This is a genomic window from Xanthomonas sontii (assembly GCF_040529055.1).
Lineage (GTDB): Bacteria > Pseudomonadota > Gammaproteobacteria > Xanthomonadales > Xanthomonadaceae > Xanthomonas_A > Xanthomonas_A sontii.
The window spans coordinates 4,215,333-4,236,764 of the sequence record NZ_CP132342.1 but is presented as its reverse complement, the minus strand read 5'-3'; the positions used below and the strand labels follow the sequence as shown (position 1 = coordinate 4,236,764).

Below are 21,432 nucleotides of genomic sequence, written 5' to 3'. Positions count from 1 at the left end.
GGCACTGCCGCGGCGTCCTCACATCTGCCGCGCGGCCGCCCATGGCATGCTCCGCGGCGACCGAGACATGCGACAGGACAGCCGATGGACGATGTGAACCGCGCGCACCGCGCCGCGCCCGATGCGACCCCGCCGCGCGCCGAGCGTGCGCCGTGAACGGGTCGATCCGCGATTACGACCTGCTGGTGCTGGGCGGCGGGTCCGGCGGCCTGGCCACCGCCTTCCGCGCCGCCAGCCATGGCGCACGGGTGGCGATCCTGGAGCCTAGCGCGCTTGGCGGCACCTGCGTCAATGTCGGCTGCGTGCCGAAGAAGGCGATGTGGCTGGCGGCGGATCTGGTCGAACGCATCGACCTGGCGCGCGCGGTCGGCTTCGCCATTCCCGAGGCCACGCTGTCCTGGGCGGAACTGGTGGCGCATCGCCAGGGCTACATCGGCAACATCCACGCCAGCTACCGGCGGCGCCTGGATGCCGACGGGGTGGTGCTGATCCCGCGGCGCGGCCGGCTGGTCGATGCGCACACCGTCGAATGCGACGACGGCGTGCGGGTCAGCGCCAAGCACGTGGTGATCGCCACCGGGGCGCACGCGCTGCGGCCGAATATCGACGGCGCCGAGCTGGGCCTGGTCTCCGACGACTTCTTCAATCTCTGCGAGGCGCCGCCGCGGGTGGCGATCGTCGGCGGCGGCTATATCGCGGTGGAACTGGCAGGACTGCTGCAGGCGCTGGGCAGCCGGGTGGAGTTGTACGTGCAGGGCGAGCGCCTGCTGGAGCGGTTCGACGCGGAACTGGCACGGCAGCTTGCCGACAACCTGCGCCACCAGGGCGTGCGCCTGCATTTCGGTTACCGCGCCAGCGCCTTGCGCCGCAGCGGCGAGGGCCTGTGCGTGGTCGATGCGCAGGGGCAGCCCGGCGAGCGCGTCGACAAGGTGTTCTTCGCGATCGGGCGCCGCCCCAACACGCGCGACCTCGGCCTGGAAGCGCTGGGCGTGCGTCTCGGCGACAAGCACGAGATCGTGGTGGACGACTACCAGAACACCGACGTGCCGGGGCTGTATGCGATCGGCGACGTGGCCGGCAAGGTCGGCCTGACCCCGGTGGCGATCGCCGCCGGGCGCAAGCTGATGGACCGCGTGTTCGGCGACCGGCCGCAGGCGCGGCTGGACTACGAGAACGTGCCCAGCGTGGTGTTCTCGCATCCCCCGCTGGGCCAGGTGGGATTGGGCGAGGAGCAGGCACGCGAGCGCTATGGCGCCGACGCGGTGACCGTGTACCGCAGCAATTTCCGGCCGATGCTGCAGGCGCTGGCCGATTCGCCGCAGCGCAGCCTGTTCAAGCTGGTGTGCGTGGGCGCCGAGGAGCGTGTGGTCGGCTTCCACCTGCTCGGCGATGGGGCCGACGAGATCCTGCAGGGCTTTGCGGTGGCATTGAAGCTGGGCGTGACCAAGCCGCAACTGGAAGACACCGTGGCGATCCATCCGACTTCGGCCGAGGAAGTGGTGCTGATGCGCTGAGGTCGCCGCGATCCGGCGGCTGGTTGGCTGTGGCGCCGTAGAATGGCGGCATGCACGTGTCCTCTTCTCCCTGCCGCGGCGCCGCGCGATGAGCGCGTCCGGTACGTCCGCCGCCGTCGCCCCCACCGCCACCCAGGCCAGCCTCGGTGGCGTGCTGCTCGCCGCTGGCGGCGCGATCGCGTTCTCGGGCAAGGCCATCATCGTCAAGCTCGGCTATCGCTATGGCGTCGATGCGGTGACTCTGCTGGCCTTGCGCATGCTGGTGGCGCTGCCGTGCTTCGCGGCGATGGCGCTGTGGGCGGCGCGCCGCGCGCCGCCGCTGCAGGCGGGCGACCGTTGGCGAATCGTCGCGCTGGGCGTGCTCGGCTACTACTTGGCCAGCTTCCTGGATTTTCTCGGCCTGGCCTACATCACCGCGACCCTGGAGCGGCTGATCCTCTATCTCACTCCGACCCTGGTGCTGCTGATCGGCGTGCTGCTGTGGCGGCGGCGTCCGCAGCGGCGCCAGCTATGGGCGCTTGCGTTGAGCTATCTGGGCGTGTTGCTGGCGTTCGGCCACGACCTGCAGATCGGCGGTGCGCGTACTGCTTGGGGGAGCTTGCTGGTATTCGGCAGCGCGCTGGCCTATGCGGCCTATCTGGTCGGCAGCGGCCAACTGGTGGCGCGGGTCGGCGCGGTGCGGTTGACCGCCTACGCCAGCCTGGTCGCCTGCGCGCTGTGCATCGCCCAGTTCCTGCTGCTGCGGCCGCTGCACGCGCTGGTCCTGCCGACACCGGTCTACGCGCTGTCGCTGCTCAACGGCACGCTGTGCACGGCGGTGCCGGTGCTGGCGACGATGCTCGCGGTGCAGCGCATCGGCTCGGCGCTGGCGTCGCAGATCGGCATGCTCGGCCCGGTCTCGACCATCGTGCTCAGCGTGCTGGTGCTGGGCGAGGCAATGGGGCCGTGGCAGATCGCCGGCACCGTGCTGGTACTGGGCGGGGTGCTGCTGGTGTCGCGGCCGGTGCGGGCACGGTCGGCATGAGTCCACGGCGGCCGCCCGCAGCGAGCGCGTCGGCGCCGGCCGCAACGGCGGCGGCCGAGGCGCATGCGCGGATCCTGGCGACGATCCGGGCGATCCCGTCGGGCCAGGTGCGCGGCTATGGCGAGGTGGCGATGCTGGCCGGGTTGCCGGGACGTGCGCGGCTGGTGGCGCGTCTACTCGGCGGCAATGCCGATGCCGCGCTGCCCTGGCACCGGGTGCTGCGCAGCGACGGCCGCATCGCCTTTCCGGAAGGCTCGCGCGGCTATCGCGAGCAATGTCAGCGTCTGCGCGCCGAAGGCGTGGCAGTGCAGGGCGGACGGGTGAAGCGTGCGCCGGCGCCGGCGCGCGATCTCGATGCCGAGGTCTGGGGGCCGCGCTAGCGAGGCGCGCCAGAACTGCGGGGCTCGTGTCTCGAAGCGCAGAAGAAGCCGGCTGTGAATGGCTTAGCCCCTCTCCCCCCGGGAGAGGGGTTGGGGTGAGGGTAGGGCGCGAAGCGCATGCGGTGTTTCGACTGCATGAGGCTGCGCCCTTACCCTCATCCGCCCCTTCGGGGCACCTTCTCCCAAGGGGAGAAGGGAACGCCAAGCCTCCCTCCCTCCGTGAGAGGGGGGGTGAGGGTAGGGTGCGAAGCGCGAGCGGTGTTTCGACTGCATGAGGCTGCGCCCTTACCTCATCCGCCTCTTCGTGGCACCTTCTCCCGGAGGGAGAAGGAGGTACAAGCCCCGCTCCCTCCGGGAGAGGGGTTGGGGTGAGGGTAGGGCGCGAAGCGCGAGCGGTGTTTCGACTGCACGAGGCTGCGCCCGTACCCTCATCCGCCCCTTCGGGGCACCTTCTCCCAAGGGGAGAAGGGAGCACTAAGCCCCTCTCCCTCCGGGAGAGGGGTTGGGGTGAGGGTACGGACGCGAAGCGCATGCCGCATGTTGACTGCGCGAGGCTTCGCCCGCGCCCTCGTCTGTCTCTTCGGCGCACCGCGCTCGCAATATTTCTTGGAGGAGGAGCGTTGGTCGTGGAATGCAAGCCACGCTGGTTGGAGTGCAGTCTCCAGCGAGCGGCTATGATGGAGTCAGTTGCCACGGACCCGACCATGTTTCCCAGACTTCCGCCCGTCACTAAAGCGCTTCTGATCGCAAATGTCGTGGTGTTCCTGCTGCAGCAACCCTTTTTGCTGGGCGACGCGACGTTCGAGCCGTTCATGCTGTGGCCGATCGGCGTCTTCGATGCGTTCTCGCCCGGGCAGAACTTCCAGCTCTGGCAGTTGCTGACCTACGGCTTCCTGCACGGCAGCTTCTCGCATCTGTTTTTCAACATGCTGGCGCTGTACATGTTCGGCGGGCCGCTGGAGCAGACCTGGGGCGAGAAGCGCTTCCTGACCTATTACCTGGTCTGTGTGGCCGGTGCCGGCCTGTGCCAGTTGCTGGTCGGCTGGTGGATGCTCAGCAACGGCAGCGCTCCGTATCCGACCCTGGGCGCCTCCGGTGGCATCTTCGGCCTGCTGCTGGCGTTCGGCATGCTGTTCCCGAACCAGCGGGTGATGCTGCTGTTCCCGCCGATCCCGATGAAGGCGCGCACCTTCGTGATCGTGTTCGGCGCGCTGGAACTGCTGATGGGCTTCACCGGCTGGCAGCCGGGCGTGGCGCATTTCGCGCATCTGGGCGGCATGTTGTTCGGCTGGCTGATGATCCGCTACTGGCGCGGCCAGCCGCCGTTCGGCAAGCGCAAGCCGCCGCGTCCGCGCATCGTGCGCTGAGCGAAAACGCCTGCCTTTGCTGCGCTCCGCAAGCGCCGGCGCGGCGGCACGTTTTCCCGACCCCTGAACGCAAGACGGCGCGGTTGCCCGCGCCGTCTTGCTGTGTGTGCCTGGCCGGCGGCTAGCGCCGGCACCGGCTCACGGCCACAGGTGGATCTGTTCGGCCTCGCTGCGCACCATCGGCTGGCCCGGCTTGCAGGTGAAGGTCGCGGCGAAGGCGGGCAGGTTGGCCAGCGCGCCGTTGGTGCGCCAGCGGCCGGGCGCGTGCACGTCGGCGGTGACCCGCTGCACGGCTTCGTTCGGCGACAGCTGCTGCGCCCACAGGCCGGCCCAGGCCTTGTAGAACGCCTGCTTGCCGGCCTCGTTGGCGGTCGGTTGCGCGGCGCTGTAGGCCTGCCAGGCCAGTTCGACGCTGCCGATGTCGGTCAGGTCCTCGTCCTGGGTCAGCGGGCCGTTGACCTTGGCGCCCTTCACCCCCGGGAAGTCGTAGGCGCCGTACTGCGCGGCGGTACGGGCGGCCAGCGCGTTCCAGGCGCTCTTGTCTTCCGGAGTCCACCAGTTGCGCAACTGGCCCTGCGCGTCGACCTGGCTGCCCTTGCTGTCGATGGCGCCGATCAGCTCGTGCGCGACCATCGCGCCGTAGGCGCCGTACAGCGTCGCGGCGTCGCCGCCGGCCGCGTACACCGGCGGCTGCAGCACCGCGGCGGTGACGATCAGGCGGTTCTGGGCGATGTCGTAGGTCAGCGCCGGCTGCTGCGGCAGCACGTCCCAGCGGCGGTCGGCGTTGCCCTTGCCGATGCGCTTCATCTCCTCGCGGTGACGCCAGGTGGAGGCGATCAGCATGTTGCCGCCGAAGCTGCCGCGGCCCATCGGCTGCAGGGTGTAGTCGAGGTCGCGGCGCGGCGCGCCGACCTCGATCTTCAGCGCGGCCAGCTTGGCCTGCGCCTCGGTGCGCGCCGGCTCGCTCAGCCAGGTGCTGCGCTTGACCGCGGCGATCTGCGCGTCGCGCACCTGGTCGGCGATGGTCTCGGCCTGGCGGCGGGTGTCGGCCGACAGGTAGCGGGCCACGTACTCGCGGCCCAGCATCGGGCCGGCGGCGACGTTGATCGCGTCCAGCACCTGCGCCCAGCGCGGCGGCGGCGCGACCTGGCCCTGCAGCACGCGGCCGCGGAACTCGAAGCTGGCGTCGCGGAAGCTCTTGGACAGGTACGGCGCCATCGCATCGCCCACGCGCCAGCGCAGGTAGGCCTTCCACTGCTCGGGCTTGATGCTGACGATCATGCCGTCGAGCTGCTTGAACATGTCCGGGTCGGCCATCGACACCAGGTCGTCGTTGACGCCCTGCGCCTTGAGGAAGGCGTCGAGCTGCAGGTTGCGGTACTGCTTGTTCAATTCCTTGGTCGAGATCGGCGCGTAGTTGTTGAACGGGTTGTTGATGCCGGACAGCGACTTGGCGCTGCGCGCCAGCGCGGTCTCGATCTGCAGCACCGACTGCGCGTCGGCCTCGAGGCGGTCGGCCGGGGTGCCGGTCAGGGTCAGGATCTGCTTGACGTAGGTGCGGTAGCGGCCCATCAGCGCCATGGTGTCGGCGTCGGTGCGGGTGTAGAAGGCCGGATCGGGCAGGCCCATGCCGCCCTGCATGAAGTAGCCGATGTGGCGGTCCAGCGCCTTCAGGTCGACGTCGGCGCCGAAGTTGAACGCGACCGGGATGCCGATCTGGTGCAGCGCGGCGATCGAGGCCGGCACGTCCTTGGCCTTCTTGATCGCATCGATGCGGCCGAGCAGCGGCGCGATCGGGTTGGAGCCGTCCTTCTCGACGGCGGCCTCGTCCAGGCCGCTGGCCCAGAAGTCGCCCAGCGCCTTCTGCACCGCGTTCTGCGGCGACTGCATGGAGGCGTCGAGCAGGTCGCGCTGCTGTTGCTGGGTGCGCTCGGCCAGCTGGCCCAGCGCGGTGACCGCGCCGGTCTGCGGCACCGGGTTCTGCTTCAGCCAGTCGGCATTGGCGTCGTCGTAGAAGTCGCTGCAGGCGGCGCTGATCGGCGGGGCCTTGGGCGCGGCGGCGCGCTTCTTCTTGGGCGCGGCATCGGCGGCGGAGGCGAGGGCGATCAGGCCGAGGGCGACGGCGAGGGCAAGCGGACGGGCATTGGGCATCGGGAACGCATCCGGTCAGGATTAAAGTCGGCGGAGTTTAACAAGCCGCGGTGTGCAACTGTGGCGATGATGCGCGTCCACGTCCCCACCGGATTCAGCGAGCGACGCCGGCAGGCACGGGTGCCGGTGGCCGGGCAGGGCGGTCGGCATCGCCACCGCCGTCGCAGGCCGACGCCCACGCAAAGAAAAGGCCCGGACAAGCCGGGCCTTTTCGCGGGACGGCGGTGACGCCGTCGCTTACCAGATCACCACGCGCTTGTCGCCGCTGCGCACCATCGGCGCGCCCGGCTTGCACTGGAACGCGGTGGCGAAGGCCTCCAGGTTCGACGGCGCGCCGATCGCGCGGAACTGCGCCGGGGCGTGCGGGTCGGTGGTCAGGCGCACCATGGCGTTCTGCGGGGTGTACTTGGTGCGCCACACGGTGGCCCAGTTGATGAAGAAGTTCTGGTCGCGGCTCATGCCGCCGACCTTCGGGTCGTCCTTGCCCTCGGTGGCCTTCTTCATGGCGTCGTAGGCGGTGGTGATGCCGCCCAGGTCGGCGATGTTCTCGCCCAGGGTCAGCTTGCCGTTGACGTGCTTGCCGTCGACCTCGTAGCCGTCGAACTGCTGCACCAGCTTGCCGGTGAGCGCGGAGAACTTCTTGGCGTCGGCCGGGGTCCACCAGTTCTCGAAGTTGCCGGTCGGCCCGAAGCGCGCGCCCTGGTCGTCGTAACCGTGGGTCATCTCGTGGCCGATCACCGCGCCGATGCCGCCGTAGTTGAACGCGTCGTCGGCCTTGGGGTCGAAGAACGGCGGCTGCAGGATCGCCGCCGGGAACACGATCTCGTTCTGCAGCGGGTTGTAGTAGGCGTTGACCGTCTGCGGGGTCATGCCCCACTCGGTCTTGTCCACCGGCTTGCCGATCTTGCTGAGGTTGTACTTGTAGTTGAACGAGGTGGCGGCGCGCACGTTGTCCAGGTAGCTGTCGCGCTGGGTGCTCAGGCTGGCGTAGTCGCGCCACTTGTCCGGGTAGCCGATCTTCGGGGTGAAGGTCTTCCACTTGTCCAGGGCCTTGGCCTTGGTCTCGTCGCTCATCCAGGTCAGCTTCTCCAGGCGCGCCTTCAGCGCCTGACTCAGGTTCTCGACCAGTTGCTGCATCTTGGCCTTGTCGTCGGCCGAGAAGGCGACCTTGACGTACATCTGGCCCATCGCCTCGCCGGCGCCTTCGTTGATGCTGCCGAGCACGCGCTTCCAGCGCGGCTTCATCTCGGCCTGGCCGTTGAGTTCCTTGCCGTAGAAGGCGAAGTTTTCCTGCGCGAAGGCGTCGCTCAGGTACGGCGAGGCGCTGTCCACGGTGTGGAAGCGCAGGTAGGCGCGCCACACCGACGGGTCGGTGTCGCCCAGCGCCTTGCTCACTTCCTGGTGGAAGGCCGGGATCGCCAGCGAGAACTTCTCCGGCACGGCCACGCCCTGCGACTCGAAGAACTTGGTCCAGGGGAAGTTGGGGGTCAGCTTGTCGGCCTCGGCCGGGGTGACCGGGTTGTAGGACAGCTCGGCGTCGCGCGAGAGCTGCTCGCTGGACTTGGACACCTTGGCCAGGCGCGTTTCCAGCGCCACCACGTCCTGCGCCTGCTTGGCGGCGTCGGCCGCCGGCACGCCGGCCAGCTCCAGCACCTTGGCCACGTGCGCCTGGTAGGCCTTGAGCTTGTCCTGCTTGTCGGCGTCGAAGTAGTAGCTGCGGTCGGGCAGGCCGAGGCCGCCCTGCATGGCGTAGGCCATGTTCATCGCCGAATTCTTGAAGTCCGCCTCGGCGCCGAAGCCGAACAGGCCGTTCTCGCCCTTGGCCGCGCTCTGGCGCAGGTACTCGGCCACCGCCGGGCCGTCCTTGAGGCCGTCGATCGCGGCCAGGTCGGCCTTCAGCGGCGCGATGCCCTGGGCGTTGATCTTGGCTTCGTCCATGCCCGAGGACCAGAAGTCGCCGACGATCTTCTCCACGCCCTGCGGGTTGGCCGCGGCGGCGGCCTGTTCGGCCAGCTGGTGCTGCGCCGCGACCGAGCGCTCGTCCAGGATCGAGAACGCGCCCCAGCTGCTGCGGTCCTTGGGGATCTCGTTGGCGGCCAGCCACTTGCCGTTGACGTAGCCGTTGAAGTCGTCGCAGGCGTTCTTGCTGGCGTCCAGGTCGTCGACGTTGAAGGCGTTGTAGGCCGGCAGCTTGCTGGTGTCGAGCTTGAGGTCGGTCGATGCCGCGGCCGGGGCGGCGGCCGGCGCGGGCTTGGCGGCGTCGGCGGCGGGCGCGGCGCTCTCGGGCTTGTTGCAGCCAGTCAGCGCGGCGCTCACGGCCAGGGTCAACAGCAGCATCTTGGGATTGCGAAGGGTCACAGGCAGGCTCCAGGCCGACGTGGATAAAGGAATGGCCCGCACGGGCCGTGGCGAGACTCTACGCCGCCACTGCAGGTTTCAGGGGTGTCGAAGGTCATGGGTGGCCCTGGCCATTGGGCCGCAGGACGGTGTTGCCGCCTGCCGTCGGCAGGCCCGCCGGCGCTGGCTTACCATGCGGCCATGACCCACGAACCGCCATGCGATGCCCTGATCGTCGGCGCCGGCCACAACGGCCTGGTCTGCGCCGCCTACCTGGCGCGGGCCGGCTGGAACGTGACGGTGCTGGAACGGCGCGGCGTGGTCGGCGGCGCCGCGGTGACCGAGGAGTTCCACCCCGGGTTCCGCAACTCGGTGGCGTCCTACACGGTGTCGCTGCTGCAGCCCAAGGTGATCGCCGACCTGGATCTGGCCGGACACGGCCTGCGCATCGTGCCGCGCCGGCGCAACAACTTCCTGCCGTTGCCGGACGGGCGCTACCTGTTGACCGGCGCCGGCCACACCCAGGCCGAACTGGCCAGGTTCTCCGCGCGCGACGCCGCGCGCCTGCCGGCCTACGAGGCGCGGCTGGAGGGCATCGCCGACGTGCTGCGCGCGCTGGCGCTGCAGCCGCCCCCCAACGTCACCGACGGCGGCTGGCTGCAGGCACTGCCCGAACTGCTGCGCGCCGGCCGCCTCGGGCGCCGCCTGCATGCGCTGGATGCGGAGCTGCGCCAGGACCTGCTGGACCTGTTCACCATCTCCGCCGCCGAGTATCTGCAGCGCTGGTTCGAGAGCGACGTGGCGCAGGCGTTGTTCGGTTTCGACGGCATCGTCGGCAACTATGCCAGCCCGTACACGCCGGGATCGGCCTATGTGCTGCTGCACCACGTGTTCGGCGAGAGCAACGGGGTGAAAGGCGCCTGGGGCCATGCGCTGGGCGGCATGGGCGCGATCACCCAGGCCATGGCCCGCGCGGCCACTGCGGCCGGCGCGCGCATCCGCACCGATACGGGCGTGCGCGAGATCCTGGTCGAGGGCGGACGTGCGGTCGGCGTGGTCACCGAGCAGGGCGAGCGCCTGCGGGCGCGGCACGTGGTCGCCAACGTCAATCCCAAGCTGCTGTACGAACGCCTGCTCGATCCGGCGCACGTGCCGGCCGCCACCCGCGAGCGCATGGCGCACTGGCGCTGCGGTTCCGGCACGTTCCGCATGAACGTGGCGCTGTCGCGGCTGCCCAGTTTCAGCGCGCTGCCGGGGCCGGGCGACCATCTCACCGCCGGCATCGTGCTGGCGCCGAGCCTGGACTACATGGACCGCGCCTACCACGACGCGCGCCGGCACGGCTGGTCGCGCGAACCGATCGTCGAACTGCTGATTCCCAGCACCCTGGACAATGGCCTGGCGCCGCCCGGCCAGCACGTGGCCAGCCTGTTCTGCCAGCACGTCGCGCCGCAGTTGCCGGACGGGCGCAGCTGGGACGCGCACCGCGAGGAGGTCGCCGACCTGATGATCGCCACCGTCGAGCGCTACGCGCCGGGCTTCGCCGCCTCGGTGCTGGGCCGGCAGGTGCTGAGCCCGCTGGACCTGGAGCGCACCTTCGGGCTGATCGGCGGCGACATCTTCCACGGCGCGCTGAGCCTCAACCAGTTGTTCAGTGCACGGCCGATGCTTGGCCAGGCGGCGTATCGCGGTGCGATTCCCGGTCTGTTCCTGTGCGGCTCCGGCACCCACCCCGGCGGCGGCGTGACCGGCGCGCCCGGCCACAATGCGGCGATGGCGCTGTTGCGCGGTTGAGCGGCGGCGGACGGTAGCGGCAAGAAAAAAAGAACCCTGGCATGGCGACCAGGGCGAGGGAAAGGCGCGGCGCGTGCAGCGCGCCGCGCGTGCCACGGCGGCGCGCCGTGGCGTTGTCTGCGCCAGCGTCAGGGCGCGCCGGCCTGCGCGGATGCGCTCGGTCGTGCCGCGGTACCGCCCAGGTGCGCGTCGAAGAACCCCAGCATCCGGGTGTAGAGGTTGAGGTTGTTCTCTTCCTTGTAGAAGCCGTGGCCTTCGCCGGACTGCACGATCATGCCTTCGGGTGGGTTGCCGGCCGCCTGCAGCGCCTTGGCCAGCGCCTCGGTGTGCTCCGGCGGGCAGCGGTCGTCGCGGGCGCCGGCGGCGAGGTAGATCGGCAGCGTCAGCGCCTGCACGTGGTTGATCGGCGACATCCGCTCCTGCTCGGCACTGGTGCTGCCGAAGGCGCGCAGCAGATAGCGCCTGCCGCTCTCGCTCTTGCTGGTGTCGCTGAGCCGCAACTGGATCTTGGCGTCGTACATGCCGACGTAGCCGAACGCGCAGCGGAACAGCCCCGGCGCGCGCACCGGCGCCATCATCGCGGCGTAGCCGCCGAAGCTGCCGCCGTAGATGCAGATCCGCGCCGGATCGGCCAGACCCTGCTGGATGGCGTACTGGGTGCCGTCGACGATGTCGTTGAGGATGCCGCCGTCCCACTGCCCGTAGGCGCGGTCCATGAACGCCTTGCCGAAGCCGCCGGAGCCGCGGTAGTTGAGTTGCAGCGTGGCGTAGCCGCGGCTGGCGAACAGTTGCGCCTCCGAATGGAAGCCCCAGTTGTCGCGCGGCCCCATCGGTCCGCCGTGCACGTTGACGATCAGCGGCAGGTTCTTCGCCTGCGCTCCGGCCGGCACGGTGAGGTAGCCATGGATGCGCAGACCGTCGCGGGCGGTGAACTGGATCGGCGTGATCGTGGCCATCTTCGCCGCATCGATCCAGGGCCGGCTCTTCATCAGGAAGCGCGCCTTGCCGGTGGCGCGCTCGTACAGGTACAGCTCGCCGGGATTCTGGTCGCTGCGCACGCTGACCACGATGGTGTCGCCATTGCGCGTGGCGCTGGCGAAGTCGACGTACTGGCCGGGAAAGGCCGCGGCCAGGCTGGCGTACAACGCTGCGTCCGGATGCGCCTCGTCGATCAGCCTGACCTGCGGCGCGCCGGCCTCGGTGACCACCGCCAGCGCGGTGTCCGAGCCGTCGGTGGCGGTGATGGTGCGCGCGACCTCGCTGGTGGGGTCCTGGAACAGGGCGACGAAGCCGCCGCTGCGCGGATCCAGGTAGCCGAACGCGCCGGGCGCCTTGCCGTCGTCGCGGGTGGCATAGACGCGGCCGTTGGCGGTGGACCAGGCGATGTCCAGGCGCGCGCCATCGGCCTTGCTGGCGTTGATGAGCTCCCACTTGCCGTCCTTCAGCGCGTACACCTCACTGTGGCTGTCGTAGCCGGTGTCCTCGTCCTTGTCGCTCTGGCAGGTGGCGAAGGCGGGCTGCTTGGCCGCGTCCAGGGCGATGGAACAGTTCGTCTTCGGCGCGCGGCCCAGCGATTTGCGCCGCCCGCTGAGGGTGTCGATCATCACCACTTCGGTGCCGGCACCTTCCGAGGAGCGCGGGTAGCGCACCTGCATGACCACGTTCTGCTCGTCGTCGCGCAGCGTGTCGAGCAGGGAGAACGATTCGCGGCCCACGCTCTTGCCGCGCTGGGTGACGCCCTGGGTGCCGTATTCGATCAGCGTGCGCGGCTGGCCGCCGTCGGCGTCGACCGCGAACCACTCGCCGGTGCCCATCGGCCGCTCGAACGAACCGACCTTCTTGACCGCGGTGAACAGCAGCCGCTTGCGGCCGGTCCAGTAGAACGCGCCGACGCTCTTGCCGTCCGGCAGCACGTTGACCTTGATCGGCTTGAGGTCGCGCGTGCCGAGCACGGTCAGCACGTCTTGCTCGCCGCGGTCCACGGTCAGCGCCAGGTATTCGCCGTCCGGCGAAATCTTCACCGCACTGTAGGTGGGACGTTTGACGAAATCCGCAATGGGCGGGGGAGCGGCCGCGGCGATGCCGACGTGCAGGCACAGCCCCAGCGCGCAGAAAGCAACGAGTCGTTTCACAAGAATCCTTTTTGCGTGATTGAACACAGCGAGAGCCCGATGCCGGGCTCTCGCTGACCTCCAGTGCGCGTGGTGCGGCTCAGCGGAAGCGGTACTGGAACTCCGCCGACACTTCGCGGCCGTACGGGCTGTAGGCGCGCCAGAAGTACGGATACGTGTTGTAGCCGCTGTCCTTCGGATGCGTCTTGTCGAACACGTTGTTGACGTAGAAGTTGACCGTCAGCTTGTCGGTCAGCTTCTTGCCCACGTTGGCGTTCCAGATGAAGTACGGCGCGATGCGGCCGGTCTCCTGCCAGTTCGGCAGGCTGCCGTAGCGGATCATGAACACCGCCGCCTGCCAGTCGTTCCTCTGCCAGGTCGCGGTGGTGCGGATGCGGCTGCGGAAGTCGAAGTTGCCCAGGTCGTCGCGGTAATCGAGGATCGGATCGCCCTTGAACTCGGCCGACTTCTGCTCGAGGGTGTGCGAGTAGCCCACCTGGAAGCGGAAGTCGCCCAGCCGGTCGGTGTCCAGGCGGTAGTCCAGCGACGCATCGATGCCCTTGGTGCCGAGGAAGGCGCGGTTGATCGGACCGCGGCGGATCTCGGTGATCTGGCCGTCGTTCGGCGTGCCCGGCGCGTTGAGGCGGGTGACCCGCGACAGCATGTCGTTGCAGAACGCCGAGCCCGGCGCACCCAGGGTGAACGGGTTGCGGTTGCGGGTCAGCCCGGTCACGCAGCCGGCTTCGCCGTCGAGGATGTAGGTGGAGGTGATGTCGGCCACCACGTTCTTCAGGCGGATGTCGTAGTAGTCGGCGGTGACCGACAGGCCGTCGAGCACGTCCCACACGAAGCCGGCGGTCCACGACGTGCCGGTTTCCTCGGAGAGGTTGGTGGTGCCCTGGCGCACGCCGTAGGCGGTGTAGTTCACCGTGGTGTCCGAGGTCGGGCACTGCGCCGCGGCGCGGCCGCTTTCCAGGCAGCGACGGGTGTCGAAGATGCTGGAGAACGAACCGCTGCGATCGGCGAACACGTAGTGCAGGTCCGGCGCGCGGAAGCTGGTGGAGTAGGAGCCGCGGAACAGCAGATTGTCCAGTGGACGCCATTCCAGGCCGGCGTTCCAGGTCTTGGCGTCGTCCACCGCGGTGACGTCGTCGTACTTGTCCAGGCGTCCGGCCAGGTGCGCCTTCAGCGAGCTGAGGATCGGAATCGACAGCTCCACGCCCAGCGCGTAGCGGTCGCGCTTGCCGCCGCCGCCGGTGCCGGTGAGGTTGTACGGACGGTCGGTGCCGGTGTAGTCGGGCAGGATGCGCGGGTCGGCGTTGAGCTTGTATTCCTGCTGCGAGGCTTCGACGATGCCGGCGAAGCCCAGCGCGCCGGCCGGCAGCTCGAACAGGTCGCCGGAGAGCACGAAGCTGCCCTGGTTGACGTGCGAGTTGGCATCGGTCTTGACCGTGGTGCTCAACGCCGCGAACTGGTCCGGGGTCAGTGCGCTGTAGTAGCGTTGCTGGTTCAGGCGATACACCGGATAGGTGACGCCGCCCACCACGCGGGTGCCCAGTTGCTGGCCGAGGAAGTAGTCGTTGACCGCCGAGGCCATCAGGCGCGGACGATCGACCTTCACCTTGTACTCGGCGCGCGACAGGGTCAGGTCCCAGTCGAAGCGGTCGCCCAGCTTGCCGCGCAGGCCAGCGGCGAAGTCGTAGGACTTCTCCTTGTTGCGCGCCATCAGGTGCTCGACGCCGCCGGCTTCCTGCGGGGCGAACACGCGCTGCGCGTCGACCAGCGCGTTGAAGCCCGGATCGAACCACAGCGCGCCACTGGTGCGGCCGGACCAGAACTGGGTGCCCGAGGTGTACTTGGACTCGGACGACCAGGCCTGCAGGCTGGCCCAGCCCTGCATGCCGCCTTCGAAATCGAAGGTGCCGTAGGCGTAGCCGGACAGGTCGTTGTTCTCGTTGCGGATGGTCTGGTAGGCCGGATCCTTGAAGGTGCCGCAGGCCTGGCCGAGGTTGGTGATGGCGCCGGCGGCGCTGGCGCTGCGGTAGTTCCAGCGCACCCACTCGTCGCCCAACTGTTCGCAGGCGCCGGCCGGCGGCGCGAAGTAGGAGTTGGTGGTCGAGCCGGTGCGGCGGCGCACGCGCATGGTGCCGGTCGGCTGGATGCCGACGAAAGCCGGCGGGAACGGGTTGTCCAGCGACGAATCCATGAAGTCGCGCTGGTAGCCGTACAGCGGCTCGCCGGCGGTGTACTCGAAGGCGTAGGTCAGGCTCCAGCGGTCGCCGGTCTTGCCGCCGATCCACTGGAAGTCGCCGGTGTCGCCGCCGCCGCGGGTCAGGGTGCTGCCGCGCAGCTTGACCAGGTCGCCCTCGTAGTTGGTCTTGAGGATGACGTTGACCACGCCGGCGACCGCGTCGGAGCCGTAGATGGCCGAGGCGCCGCCGGCGAGGATCTCGATGCGGTCGACCGCCGCGGCCGGGATATTGCCGAAGTTGGCGAAGTTGCTCTGGCCGTTGTAGGGCAGCGGGTAGTCCGCGGCGCGGCGCCCGTTGATCAGCAGCAGGGTGCGGCCGGGGCCGAGGCCGCGCAGGTTGATCACGCTGGCGTTAGGGGTGAAGCCGCCCTGGAACAGCTCGTTCTGGGTGGAGCCGGAGGCCTGGGTGAGCGTGCTCAGCGCGTCGAAGACGGTGTTGAAGCCTTCGCGCTCGATCTGCGTGGCGGAGATGATGGTGACGGGCGAGGGGCCCTCGACCTCGGTGCGCTGGATGCGCGAACCGGTCACCGTCACCTTCTCGAGGGTGCGCGCCTTGGCGCCGGTGGCCTCGGTCAGTTGTTCCGTCTCCGATTCCTCGCTCGCGGGCTGGCTTTGCGCCAGCGCCGACGCGGCGGGCAGGGCCAGAATGGCGGACACAGCAACGACCAGAAGACTCCGCTTGGGAGTCGGTGCTTTGACTGACATTGACAAATTTCCCCTAGATGCATGTGCAGTACCCAGGTCCCTTCCTGGACAGGTACGTGTAGAGAGCGTGAGGTCCGTTTCACGTTTCTTGACCGTAGCATGAACAAATCGGAAAAGTAACGAAAAATTTGCGTTACATGACATGTTTTTGAAGTGGGCTTGCTGTAAAGGCGGTCGCTGCGGCAGGCGCACCTGGACGCCACGTGATGCAAGCCCTTGTAGCCGCGGCGTTTGCGCCAGGGCGAGCCCGTTTCGCTCCGCGCTCGCCCTGCGGCCGGGGTGTGCGGCGGCGGCTGGCGGCAGCCACCGCGCATGCGCGCGAATGCTGCGCTGCAGTCATAATCGGAGACCGCCGCGTCCGCCTGCGTGCCGCCGCGGCCAGCCTTCCAGGGGAGATCGGGCGCATCCATGAGCGAACAGGTTCAGCTCTACAACCAGGCCATCGCGGCGCTCAATCGCAGCGACTGGCCGCACGCGCTGCGGATCGCGCAGCATCTGCTGCAGGACTTGCCGCAGCATCCGGGCGTGCATTTCGTCGCCGGCGTGGCGGCGCTGGAGTTGCAGCAGATGCAGGTCGCCGCGGTGCATCTGCACCAGGCCGCGACCCTCAATCCCGAACGCGCCGACTACGCGGCGCAACTGGCGCGGGTGCTGGCGATGGGCCGGTTCCTGCAGGATGCGCACCGTTTCGCCGATCAGGCGATGGCGCTGCAGCCCACCGATGCACATACCCTGGACACGCTGGGCGTGGTCTACAGCCAGGTCAACGAACACGCTGCGTCGTTGCAGGCGTTCACGCGTGCGGTGCAGGCGGCGCCGCAGCAGGCCAGCTTCCGCTACAACCTGGGCACCTCGCTGCTGTTCTCCGGCAGGCTGCAGGAGGCCGAGGCCGAATACCGCGCCTGCCTGGCCCTGGAGCCGCGCTACTGGAAGGTGTATCTGTCGCTGTCGCAGCTGCGCAAGTGGACGCCGGAAGAGAACAACCTGGCCCTGCTCGAGGCCGCGTTGGCGTCGGCCGGCGACGATCCGGACGCGGTGCTGCACCTGAACCTGGCGCTGGCCAAAGAGCACGAAGACCTTGGCGACTACCGCGCGGCGTTCCGCGGTTATGTGCAGGGCAAGTCGGTGCACAAGCGTGCGCGCGGCTACACCTCCGAGCGCGATGCGCGCCTGTTCGAGGCCCTGCATCGGAGCTTCCGCGTCGACGATGCGCCGGTGGCGGGCTTCGAGAGCGAGGAGCCGATCTTCGTGATCGGCATGCCGCGCAGCGGCACCACGCTGGTGGACCGGATCCTGTCCAGCCATCCGCAGGTGCACTCGGCGGGGGAACTGCAGAACTTCTCGGTGGTGCTCAAGCGCCTGACCGGCACGCCGTCGCCGGAGATCCTCGACGAAGCCACGCTGAGCCAGGTGCAGGGGCTGGACTGGCGCGCGCTCGGCCGCGGCTATGTCGAGTCCACGCGGCCCGGCACGGCGCTGAAGCCGCGCTTCGTGGACAAGCTGCCGCACAACTTCCTCTACGCCGGCCACATCGCGCGCGCCTTGCCGAAGGCGAAGATCGTGTGCCTGCGGCGCGACCCGATGGATACCTGCCTGAGCAACTTCCGCCAGTTGTTCGCGCTGTCCTCGCCGTACTACGACTATTCCTTCGACCTGATGGACGTCGGCCGCTACTTCCTGATGTTCGACCGGCTGATGGCGCACTGGAACGCGGTGCTGCCGCAGCGCATCCTGCAGGTCGACTACGAGGATCTGGTGAACGCGCAGGAGCCGACCACGCGCCGCCTGCTGGAGTTCTGCGGCCTGCCGTGGGACGACGCCTGCCTGCATTTCGAGCAGAACCAGGCGCCGGTGGCCACCGCCAGTGTGGTGCAGGTGCGCACGTCGATGACGCGTTCCTACATGGGGCGTTGGCAGCGCTACGGCGAGGATCTGCAGGAACTGAAGGCGCTGTTGTCGGCGTTCTATCCGTAACCACTGGGCCGGCCACGCGGCCGGTCTCTACCGCTCCGTGATCGGTCGCTGTGGTATCCGGCGCGCACGCTGGCGCGTGGCGCGTGGCGCAGGCGTGGTGCGGAGCGGTGAGCGCTGCGCACTTCTTGCGTGGCGCTCCTGTGTGCCGCGGCATTGCCGCACTGCGCGTGGCTGGCCTCGCCTAGTCCAGATCGGTCTGGATCCAGGTCGGCGAATGATGGATGTCCAGCGTCTGCAGACGGCCAGGACCCAGGTTCTCGAACCGGTGCGGCACGCCGGCGGGACCGAAGACCACGTCTCCGGCCGCCGCCTCGAGCGTGCTGTCGCCGACGAAGAACCGCGCGCGTCCGACCTGGACCACGAAGGTTTCGTCGTACGGATGGACGTGGCGCGGCGGGCCGTCGCCGATCGCATCGGTGCCGTAGGTCAGGACGGTGACCGCACCACCCAGGGCTGCGCCGGCGACGACGCCGTGCCACGGCGGCGGCGTGTCCGCATCGAACAGCCGTGCCTGGGTTGCCGGCCGCCCATCCGCGGTGAAGGTGGCAGGATCGAAGTCGCGACGCGGCATGTCGGGTATCTCCACTGGATGCATTGCGGCATGCGGCGACGAGGAGGGGCGTGTCGGCGGCGACGGATGCGCTGGGCGCGATTACAGCATGGGCTGACGGCGCCAACGGCCACGGCGGCGGAACGCTGTCGTGCGCAAATCATGTGTGCTTGACCAATCTCGCCGACGCGCAGCGCGGGCAGACGCCTGCAATGGATGGAATGACCGGGCAGGCCGCGAATGCGAGGCCAAAAAAAAGCCCACCCTTGCGGGTGGGCTCTGTGAGGACCTGCGTGTCGGCTTACTTGCCGAACGAGTAACGCATTTCCAGGTAGTACGCACGGCCGTACACATCGAAGTTGTATTCGTTGTACGCCCACTGCGCGCTGCCCGGGTAGGACTTGTCCAGCGGCGGCATCTTGTTGAACACGTTGGTCATCATCAGCGACAGCTCCATGCCCTCGAACGCCTTGTAGGTGACGCTGGCGTTGTGGGTGATGTGCGACGGCAGCTTGCCGGCGCGCGGTGAGGCATAGCCGGCCGGTGCGACGGTCGCCGCGTAGTTCGGGGTCTTGTCGAACCAGCTCGCGTACCAGGTGGTCGAGAACTTGCCGATGTCCCAGGTCAGCGACGCGTCGGCCTTGCGCTTCGGGTCGGTGCTCCAGTACGGATCGTTCAGTAGATCCACCGGCGTATCGCCCGTGTAGCGCACGTACTTGTGGCGCAGGTTCTCGCTGTAGCTGGCGATGGTGCTCAGGTCGCCCCAGCGACCGAAGTCGTAGCCATAGCGGAACGAGGCGGTGACCGCTTCCAGCTTCTGGTTGGAGACGTTGATCTTCGGCGTGTAGATGTTGGTGATCTGGCCGGCCGCATTGCGTGTCACCTGCGACGCTGTCTGCTTGCACAGTGCAGAGTTGGCGTCGTCGATGCCGGCGCGGCAGCGGTAGTCCTGCAGACTCAGGCCGTCGGCGCTCTGCTGGGTGACCTCATCGCTGATGTCCCAGTTGAGGTAGTCGACGGTCAGCGCCATGCGGTCCACCGGCGACCACACGAAGCCCGCGCTCCACACGTCGGCGTTGATCGGCTTCAGGTCCAGGCTGCCGGACTGCGTGCCGCGGAACTGACGGCTCGAGTAGGCCTGCGGGCAGTTGTCGGTATTGCCCGGCAGATAGCCGCGCTGCGCGCACTGGTAGTAATCGACAACGCTGCTGTAGTAGCCGCTCTGGCCCTGGTACAGGTCGGACAGGGTCGGCGCGCGGAACGCGGTGCCGTACTTACCGCGCAGCAGCAGGGTTTCGAAAGGACGGTACTCCAGCGAGATGCTGTAGGTCGGCTTGTCGATGGTGCGGCCGCTGGCCTTGAACGCGTCGTAGCGGCCGGCCAGGGTGATGGTCAGCGGGTCGAACACCGGCATGCGCAGTTCCGAGGTCAGCGCGTAGCGGTCGCGCTGGCCGCCGCCGGCCACCGAGGTCAGACCCCAGACTTCGCCGTTGAGGATCACCGGATCCGGATCGTAGTCCCACTTCTGCTTGCCGTACTCGCCGACCACGGCCAGGCCCGCGTCGCCGCCAGGCAGGCTGAACAGCTTGCCGTTGGTGGCCTGCACGCGAATCATGCCGTCGGAGGTCTTGCTCTTGTTGGTGGCCTGGCCGGTGAAGCTGGCGAAGTCCGCCTGGCTGATCGGCGAGTAGAACGCCGCGTAGTTCGGCGAATACACCGGGTAAGCGCCGTAGTTCGGGTCCAGGCCGAGCTGCGGGCCCAGCACGCGGTTCACGAAGAACTGGTCGATCGCGTTTTTGTAGCGGACCAGCTGGCGCTCTTCCAGCTTGTACTGGGTGTAGGTGACGCCGGCATCGTAGTCCCAGCTCGACTGGCCGAGCTGGCCCTGGGCGCCGAAGGTCACGCGCACCGAGTCGCTCTTGTTGCGGCTCATCGTGTCCTTGATGCCGTTGATGCCCATTTCTTCCGGGGCGAACGAGCGCTGCAGGTTCAGCAGGTCGCCCACCTGCGGATCGTAGTAGTAGCCGAAGTCGGCGGCGGTACCCCACCAGATGTAGTTGGAGCCGGCGTTGTACTTGACCTCGTCGTGGCTGTAGAGCACGTCGCCGTACAGCTGCACGTTGTCGTTCAGGTCATGGGTACCGTGCAGGTAGGCCTGCAGCGACTTGGTGCCGCTGTCCAGGGTGCGGTAGCCCGGGGTGTACTTGGAGCCGCAGTAGTACTCGTCGCCGAAGCCGCGGCGCTGCTGCTTGGCGATGGTGCCGCCGAACAGGCCGGACACGTTGTTGCAGTTGTTCGGGTCGAGGAACTTGTAGCTGGTGAACGGGCTGTAGACCAGGAAGTCGCGGCTCGGCAGCTGGGCGTTGTAGCCCTGCGTGTTGAACTGCTTGGTCTGGCTGCGCTGGTAGGCCCAGATCGGATCCTTTTCTTCGTACTGCAAGCCGCCCAGGATGCTGGTGCGGCCATCGGCCGAGGTCCAGCCGTCGGCGAAGGTGGTGCGGAAGTTGCTGCCGCCGCCCTCGGAGTAGCCGCCGCCGCGGATGCTGAACACCGCGCCGTCCATCTTCTTCTTCAGGATGACGTTGATCACGCCGGCGATCGCATCGGAGCCGTACAGCGACGACTGGCCGCCCGGCAGGATTTCGATGCGGTCGACCAGGTCGATCGGAATGCCGCTGATGTTGTTGAACGTGTCGCTGCCGTTGTACAGCGCCGGGTAGTTCGACATCGGACGGCCGTCGATCAGGTACTTCACGTAGCCCGGCGGCAGGCCGAACAGGCTCACCGTCTTCGCGCCCTGGGTGAAGGTACCCGAGCTCTGCCCGCCCTGCACGCCGCCGGTGGCGAACGAGCTCTTCTGCAGCACGTCGGCGACGGTGCTGAAGCCGCGCGCCTTGATTTCTTCGGCGTTGATCGTGGTGACCGGGGTGGCGGTCTCGATCTCGGTCTGCGGGATCAGCGAGCCGGTGACGGTGATCTTGTCGAGATTCGTCGCTTTATCGGTCTTGTCGTCGGTCGTGGCGTCCTGCGCGAAGGCGGCGAACGCGGCCGGGACAAGCATGGCGGAGGCCAGCGCGGCACTCAGGTGGCTGTGCTTGAAACTACGAGTATGACGGACAGTCATCTTTCTCTTCCCCGAAAATCAATCGATAAGGCGAGGGGCCTCGTGCCGCGACGTGTGCCTTGAAAGTGGGATCGCATCCTGCGATCAACCCAAACGTAACACGGACTTAACGCGGTTTGTACATGGGTGTCACTTTTTTCGTCTACCAAC

At 68.4% G+C, this 21,432-nt stretch carries 12 protein-coding genes; 6 read left to right on the top strand and 6 right to left on the bottom strand.

Annotated features, from left to right (window positions below):
- The first annotated feature begins 152 nt into the window (after positions 1-152).
- The 4 genes from gorA (at position 153) to RAB70_RS17770 (ending at position 4,285) form a co-directional block, all read left to right on the top strand.
- The gene (gorA, locus tag RAB70_RS17785) at positions 153-1,514 is read left to right on the top strand and encodes a glutathione-disulfide reductase (RefSeq protein ID WP_148827548.1); all 1,362 of its coding nucleotides are present in this window, start codon (positions 153-155) and stop codon (positions 1,512-1,514) included.
- Between the two features lie 88 nt (positions 1,515-1,602).
- Positions 1,603-2,538, top strand: a complete 936-nt coding sequence (locus RAB70_RS17780) for a DMT family transporter (protein WP_148827547.1) — start codon at positions 1,603-1,605, stop codon at positions 2,536-2,538.
- Positions 2,535-2,918: an MGMT family protein gene (locus tag RAB70_RS17775; protein WP_026143991.1), complete on the top strand. Its 384-nt coding sequence runs from the start codon at positions 2,535-2,537 to the stop codon at positions 2,916-2,918. Before RAB70_RS17780 ends, RAB70_RS17775 begins: the two co-directional genes overlap by 4 nt.
- Before the next feature lie 704 nt (positions 2,919-3,622).
- Positions 3,623-4,285 carry a rhomboid family intramembrane serine protease gene (locus tag RAB70_RS17770; protein ID WP_148829065.1) on the top strand — a complete coding sequence of 221 codons (663 nt, stop codon included), beginning with the start codon at positions 3,623-3,625 and terminating at the stop codon, positions 4,283-4,285.
- A gap of 138 nt (positions 4,286-4,423) precedes the next feature.
- Here the strand turns inward: RAB70_RS17770 and RAB70_RS17765 are convergent, their stop codons facing one another.
- Together RAB70_RS17765 and RAB70_RS17760 are read right to left on the bottom strand one after the other, a co-directional pair.
- The gene (locus RAB70_RS17765; protein ID WP_148829066.1) at positions 4,424-6,436 is read right to left on the bottom strand and encodes a M13 family metallopeptidase; all 2,013 of its coding nucleotides are present in this window, start codon (positions 6,434-6,436) and stop codon (positions 4,424-4,426) included.
- 237 nt (positions 6,437-6,673) lie between these two features.
- The gene (locus tag RAB70_RS17760; RefSeq protein WP_192578949.1) at positions 6,674-8,773 is read right to left on the bottom strand and encodes a M13 family metallopeptidase; all 2,100 of its coding nucleotides are present in this window, start codon (positions 8,771-8,773) and stop codon (positions 6,674-6,676) included.
- A gap of 201 nt (positions 8,774-8,974) precedes the next feature.
- On the opposite strand from RAB70_RS17760, the gene RAB70_RS17755 reads away from it, so the two are divergent.
- The gene (locus RAB70_RS17755; protein WP_148829068.1) at positions 8,975-10,567 is read left to right on the top strand and encodes an NAD(P)/FAD-dependent oxidoreductase; all 1,593 of its coding nucleotides are present in this window, start codon (positions 8,975-8,977) and stop codon (positions 10,565-10,567) included.
- 128 nt (positions 10,568-10,695) lie between these two features.
- Here the strand turns inward: RAB70_RS17755 and RAB70_RS17750 are convergent, their stop codons facing one another.
- Both RAB70_RS17750 and RAB70_RS17745 read right to left on the bottom strand, forming a co-directional pair.
- Positions 10,696-12,699, bottom strand: a complete 2,004-nt coding sequence (locus tag RAB70_RS17750) for a S9 family peptidase (protein ID WP_225851646.1) — start codon at positions 12,697-12,699, stop codon at positions 10,696-10,698.
- Positions 12,700-12,778: 79 nt separating this feature from the next.
- Complete coding sequence (locus RAB70_RS17745; protein WP_148829069.1) at positions 12,779-15,586, bottom strand: TonB-dependent siderophore receptor; 2,808 nt, start codon at positions 15,584-15,586, stop codon at positions 12,779-12,781.
- A gap of 456 nt (positions 15,587-16,042) precedes the next feature.
- Here RAB70_RS17745 and RAB70_RS17740 point away from each other — a divergent pair, with 456 nt between their 5' ends.
- Positions 16,043-17,608: a sulfotransferase gene (locus RAB70_RS17740; RefSeq protein ID WP_148829070.1), complete on the top strand. Its 1,566-nt coding sequence runs from the start codon at positions 16,043-16,045 to the stop codon at positions 17,606-17,608.
- A gap of 181 nt (positions 17,609-17,789) precedes the next feature.
- On the opposite strand, the gene RAB70_RS17735 is transcribed toward RAB70_RS17740, so the two are convergent.
- Both RAB70_RS17735 and RAB70_RS17730 read right to left on the bottom strand, forming a co-directional pair.
- Positions 17,790-18,179, bottom strand: a complete 390-nt coding sequence (locus tag RAB70_RS17735) for a cupin domain-containing protein (protein WP_148829071.1) — start codon at positions 18,177-18,179, stop codon at positions 17,790-17,792.
- A gap of 280 nt (positions 18,180-18,459) precedes the next feature.
- Positions 18,460-21,219 (bottom strand): TonB-dependent siderophore receptor, encoded by a 2,760-nt coding sequence (locus RAB70_RS17730; protein WP_148829138.1) that lies wholly within the window; start codon positions 21,217-21,219, stop codon positions 18,460-18,462.
- Between the last annotated feature and the right edge of the window lie 213 nt (positions 21,220-21,432).

Excerpts from the sequence above, each read along its gene's own strand:
- RAB70_RS17775 (WP_026143991.1), top strand. The coding sequence starts at position 2,535 with ATGAGTCCACGGCGGCCGCCCGCAGCGAGCGCGTCGGCGCCGGCCGCA.
- RAB70_RS17780 (WP_148827547.1), top strand. The coding sequence starts at position 1,603 with ATGAGCGCGTCCGGTACGTCCGCCGCCGTCGCCCCCACCGCCACCCAG.
- RAB70_RS17735 (WP_148829071.1), bottom strand. The coding sequence starts at position 18,179 with ATGCCGCGTCGCGACTTCGATCCTGCCACCTTCACCGCGGATGGGCGG.
- RAB70_RS17760 (WP_192578949.1), bottom strand. The coding sequence starts at position 8,773 with ATGCTGCTGTTGACCCTGGCCGTGAGCGCCGCGCTGACTGGCTGCAAC.
- RAB70_RS17740 (WP_148829070.1), top strand. The coding sequence starts at position 16,043 with ATGAGCGAACAGGTTCAGCTCTACAACCAGGCCATCGCGGCGCTCAAT.
- RAB70_RS17770 (WP_148829065.1), top strand. The coding sequence starts at position 3,623 with ATGTTTCCCAGACTTCCGCCCGTCACTAAAGCGCTTCTGATCGCAAAT.
- RAB70_RS17765 (WP_148829066.1), bottom strand. The coding sequence starts at position 6,436 with ATGCCCAATGCCCGTCCGCTTGCCCTCGCCGTCGCCCTCGGCCTGATC.
- RAB70_RS17755 (WP_148829068.1), top strand. The coding sequence starts at position 8,975 with ATGACCCACGAACCGCCATGCGATGCCCTGATCGTCGGCGCCGGCCAC.
- RAB70_RS17730 (WP_148829138.1), bottom strand. The coding sequence starts at position 21,219 with ATGCTTGTCCCGGCCGCGTTCGCCGCCTTCGCGCAGGACGCCACGACC.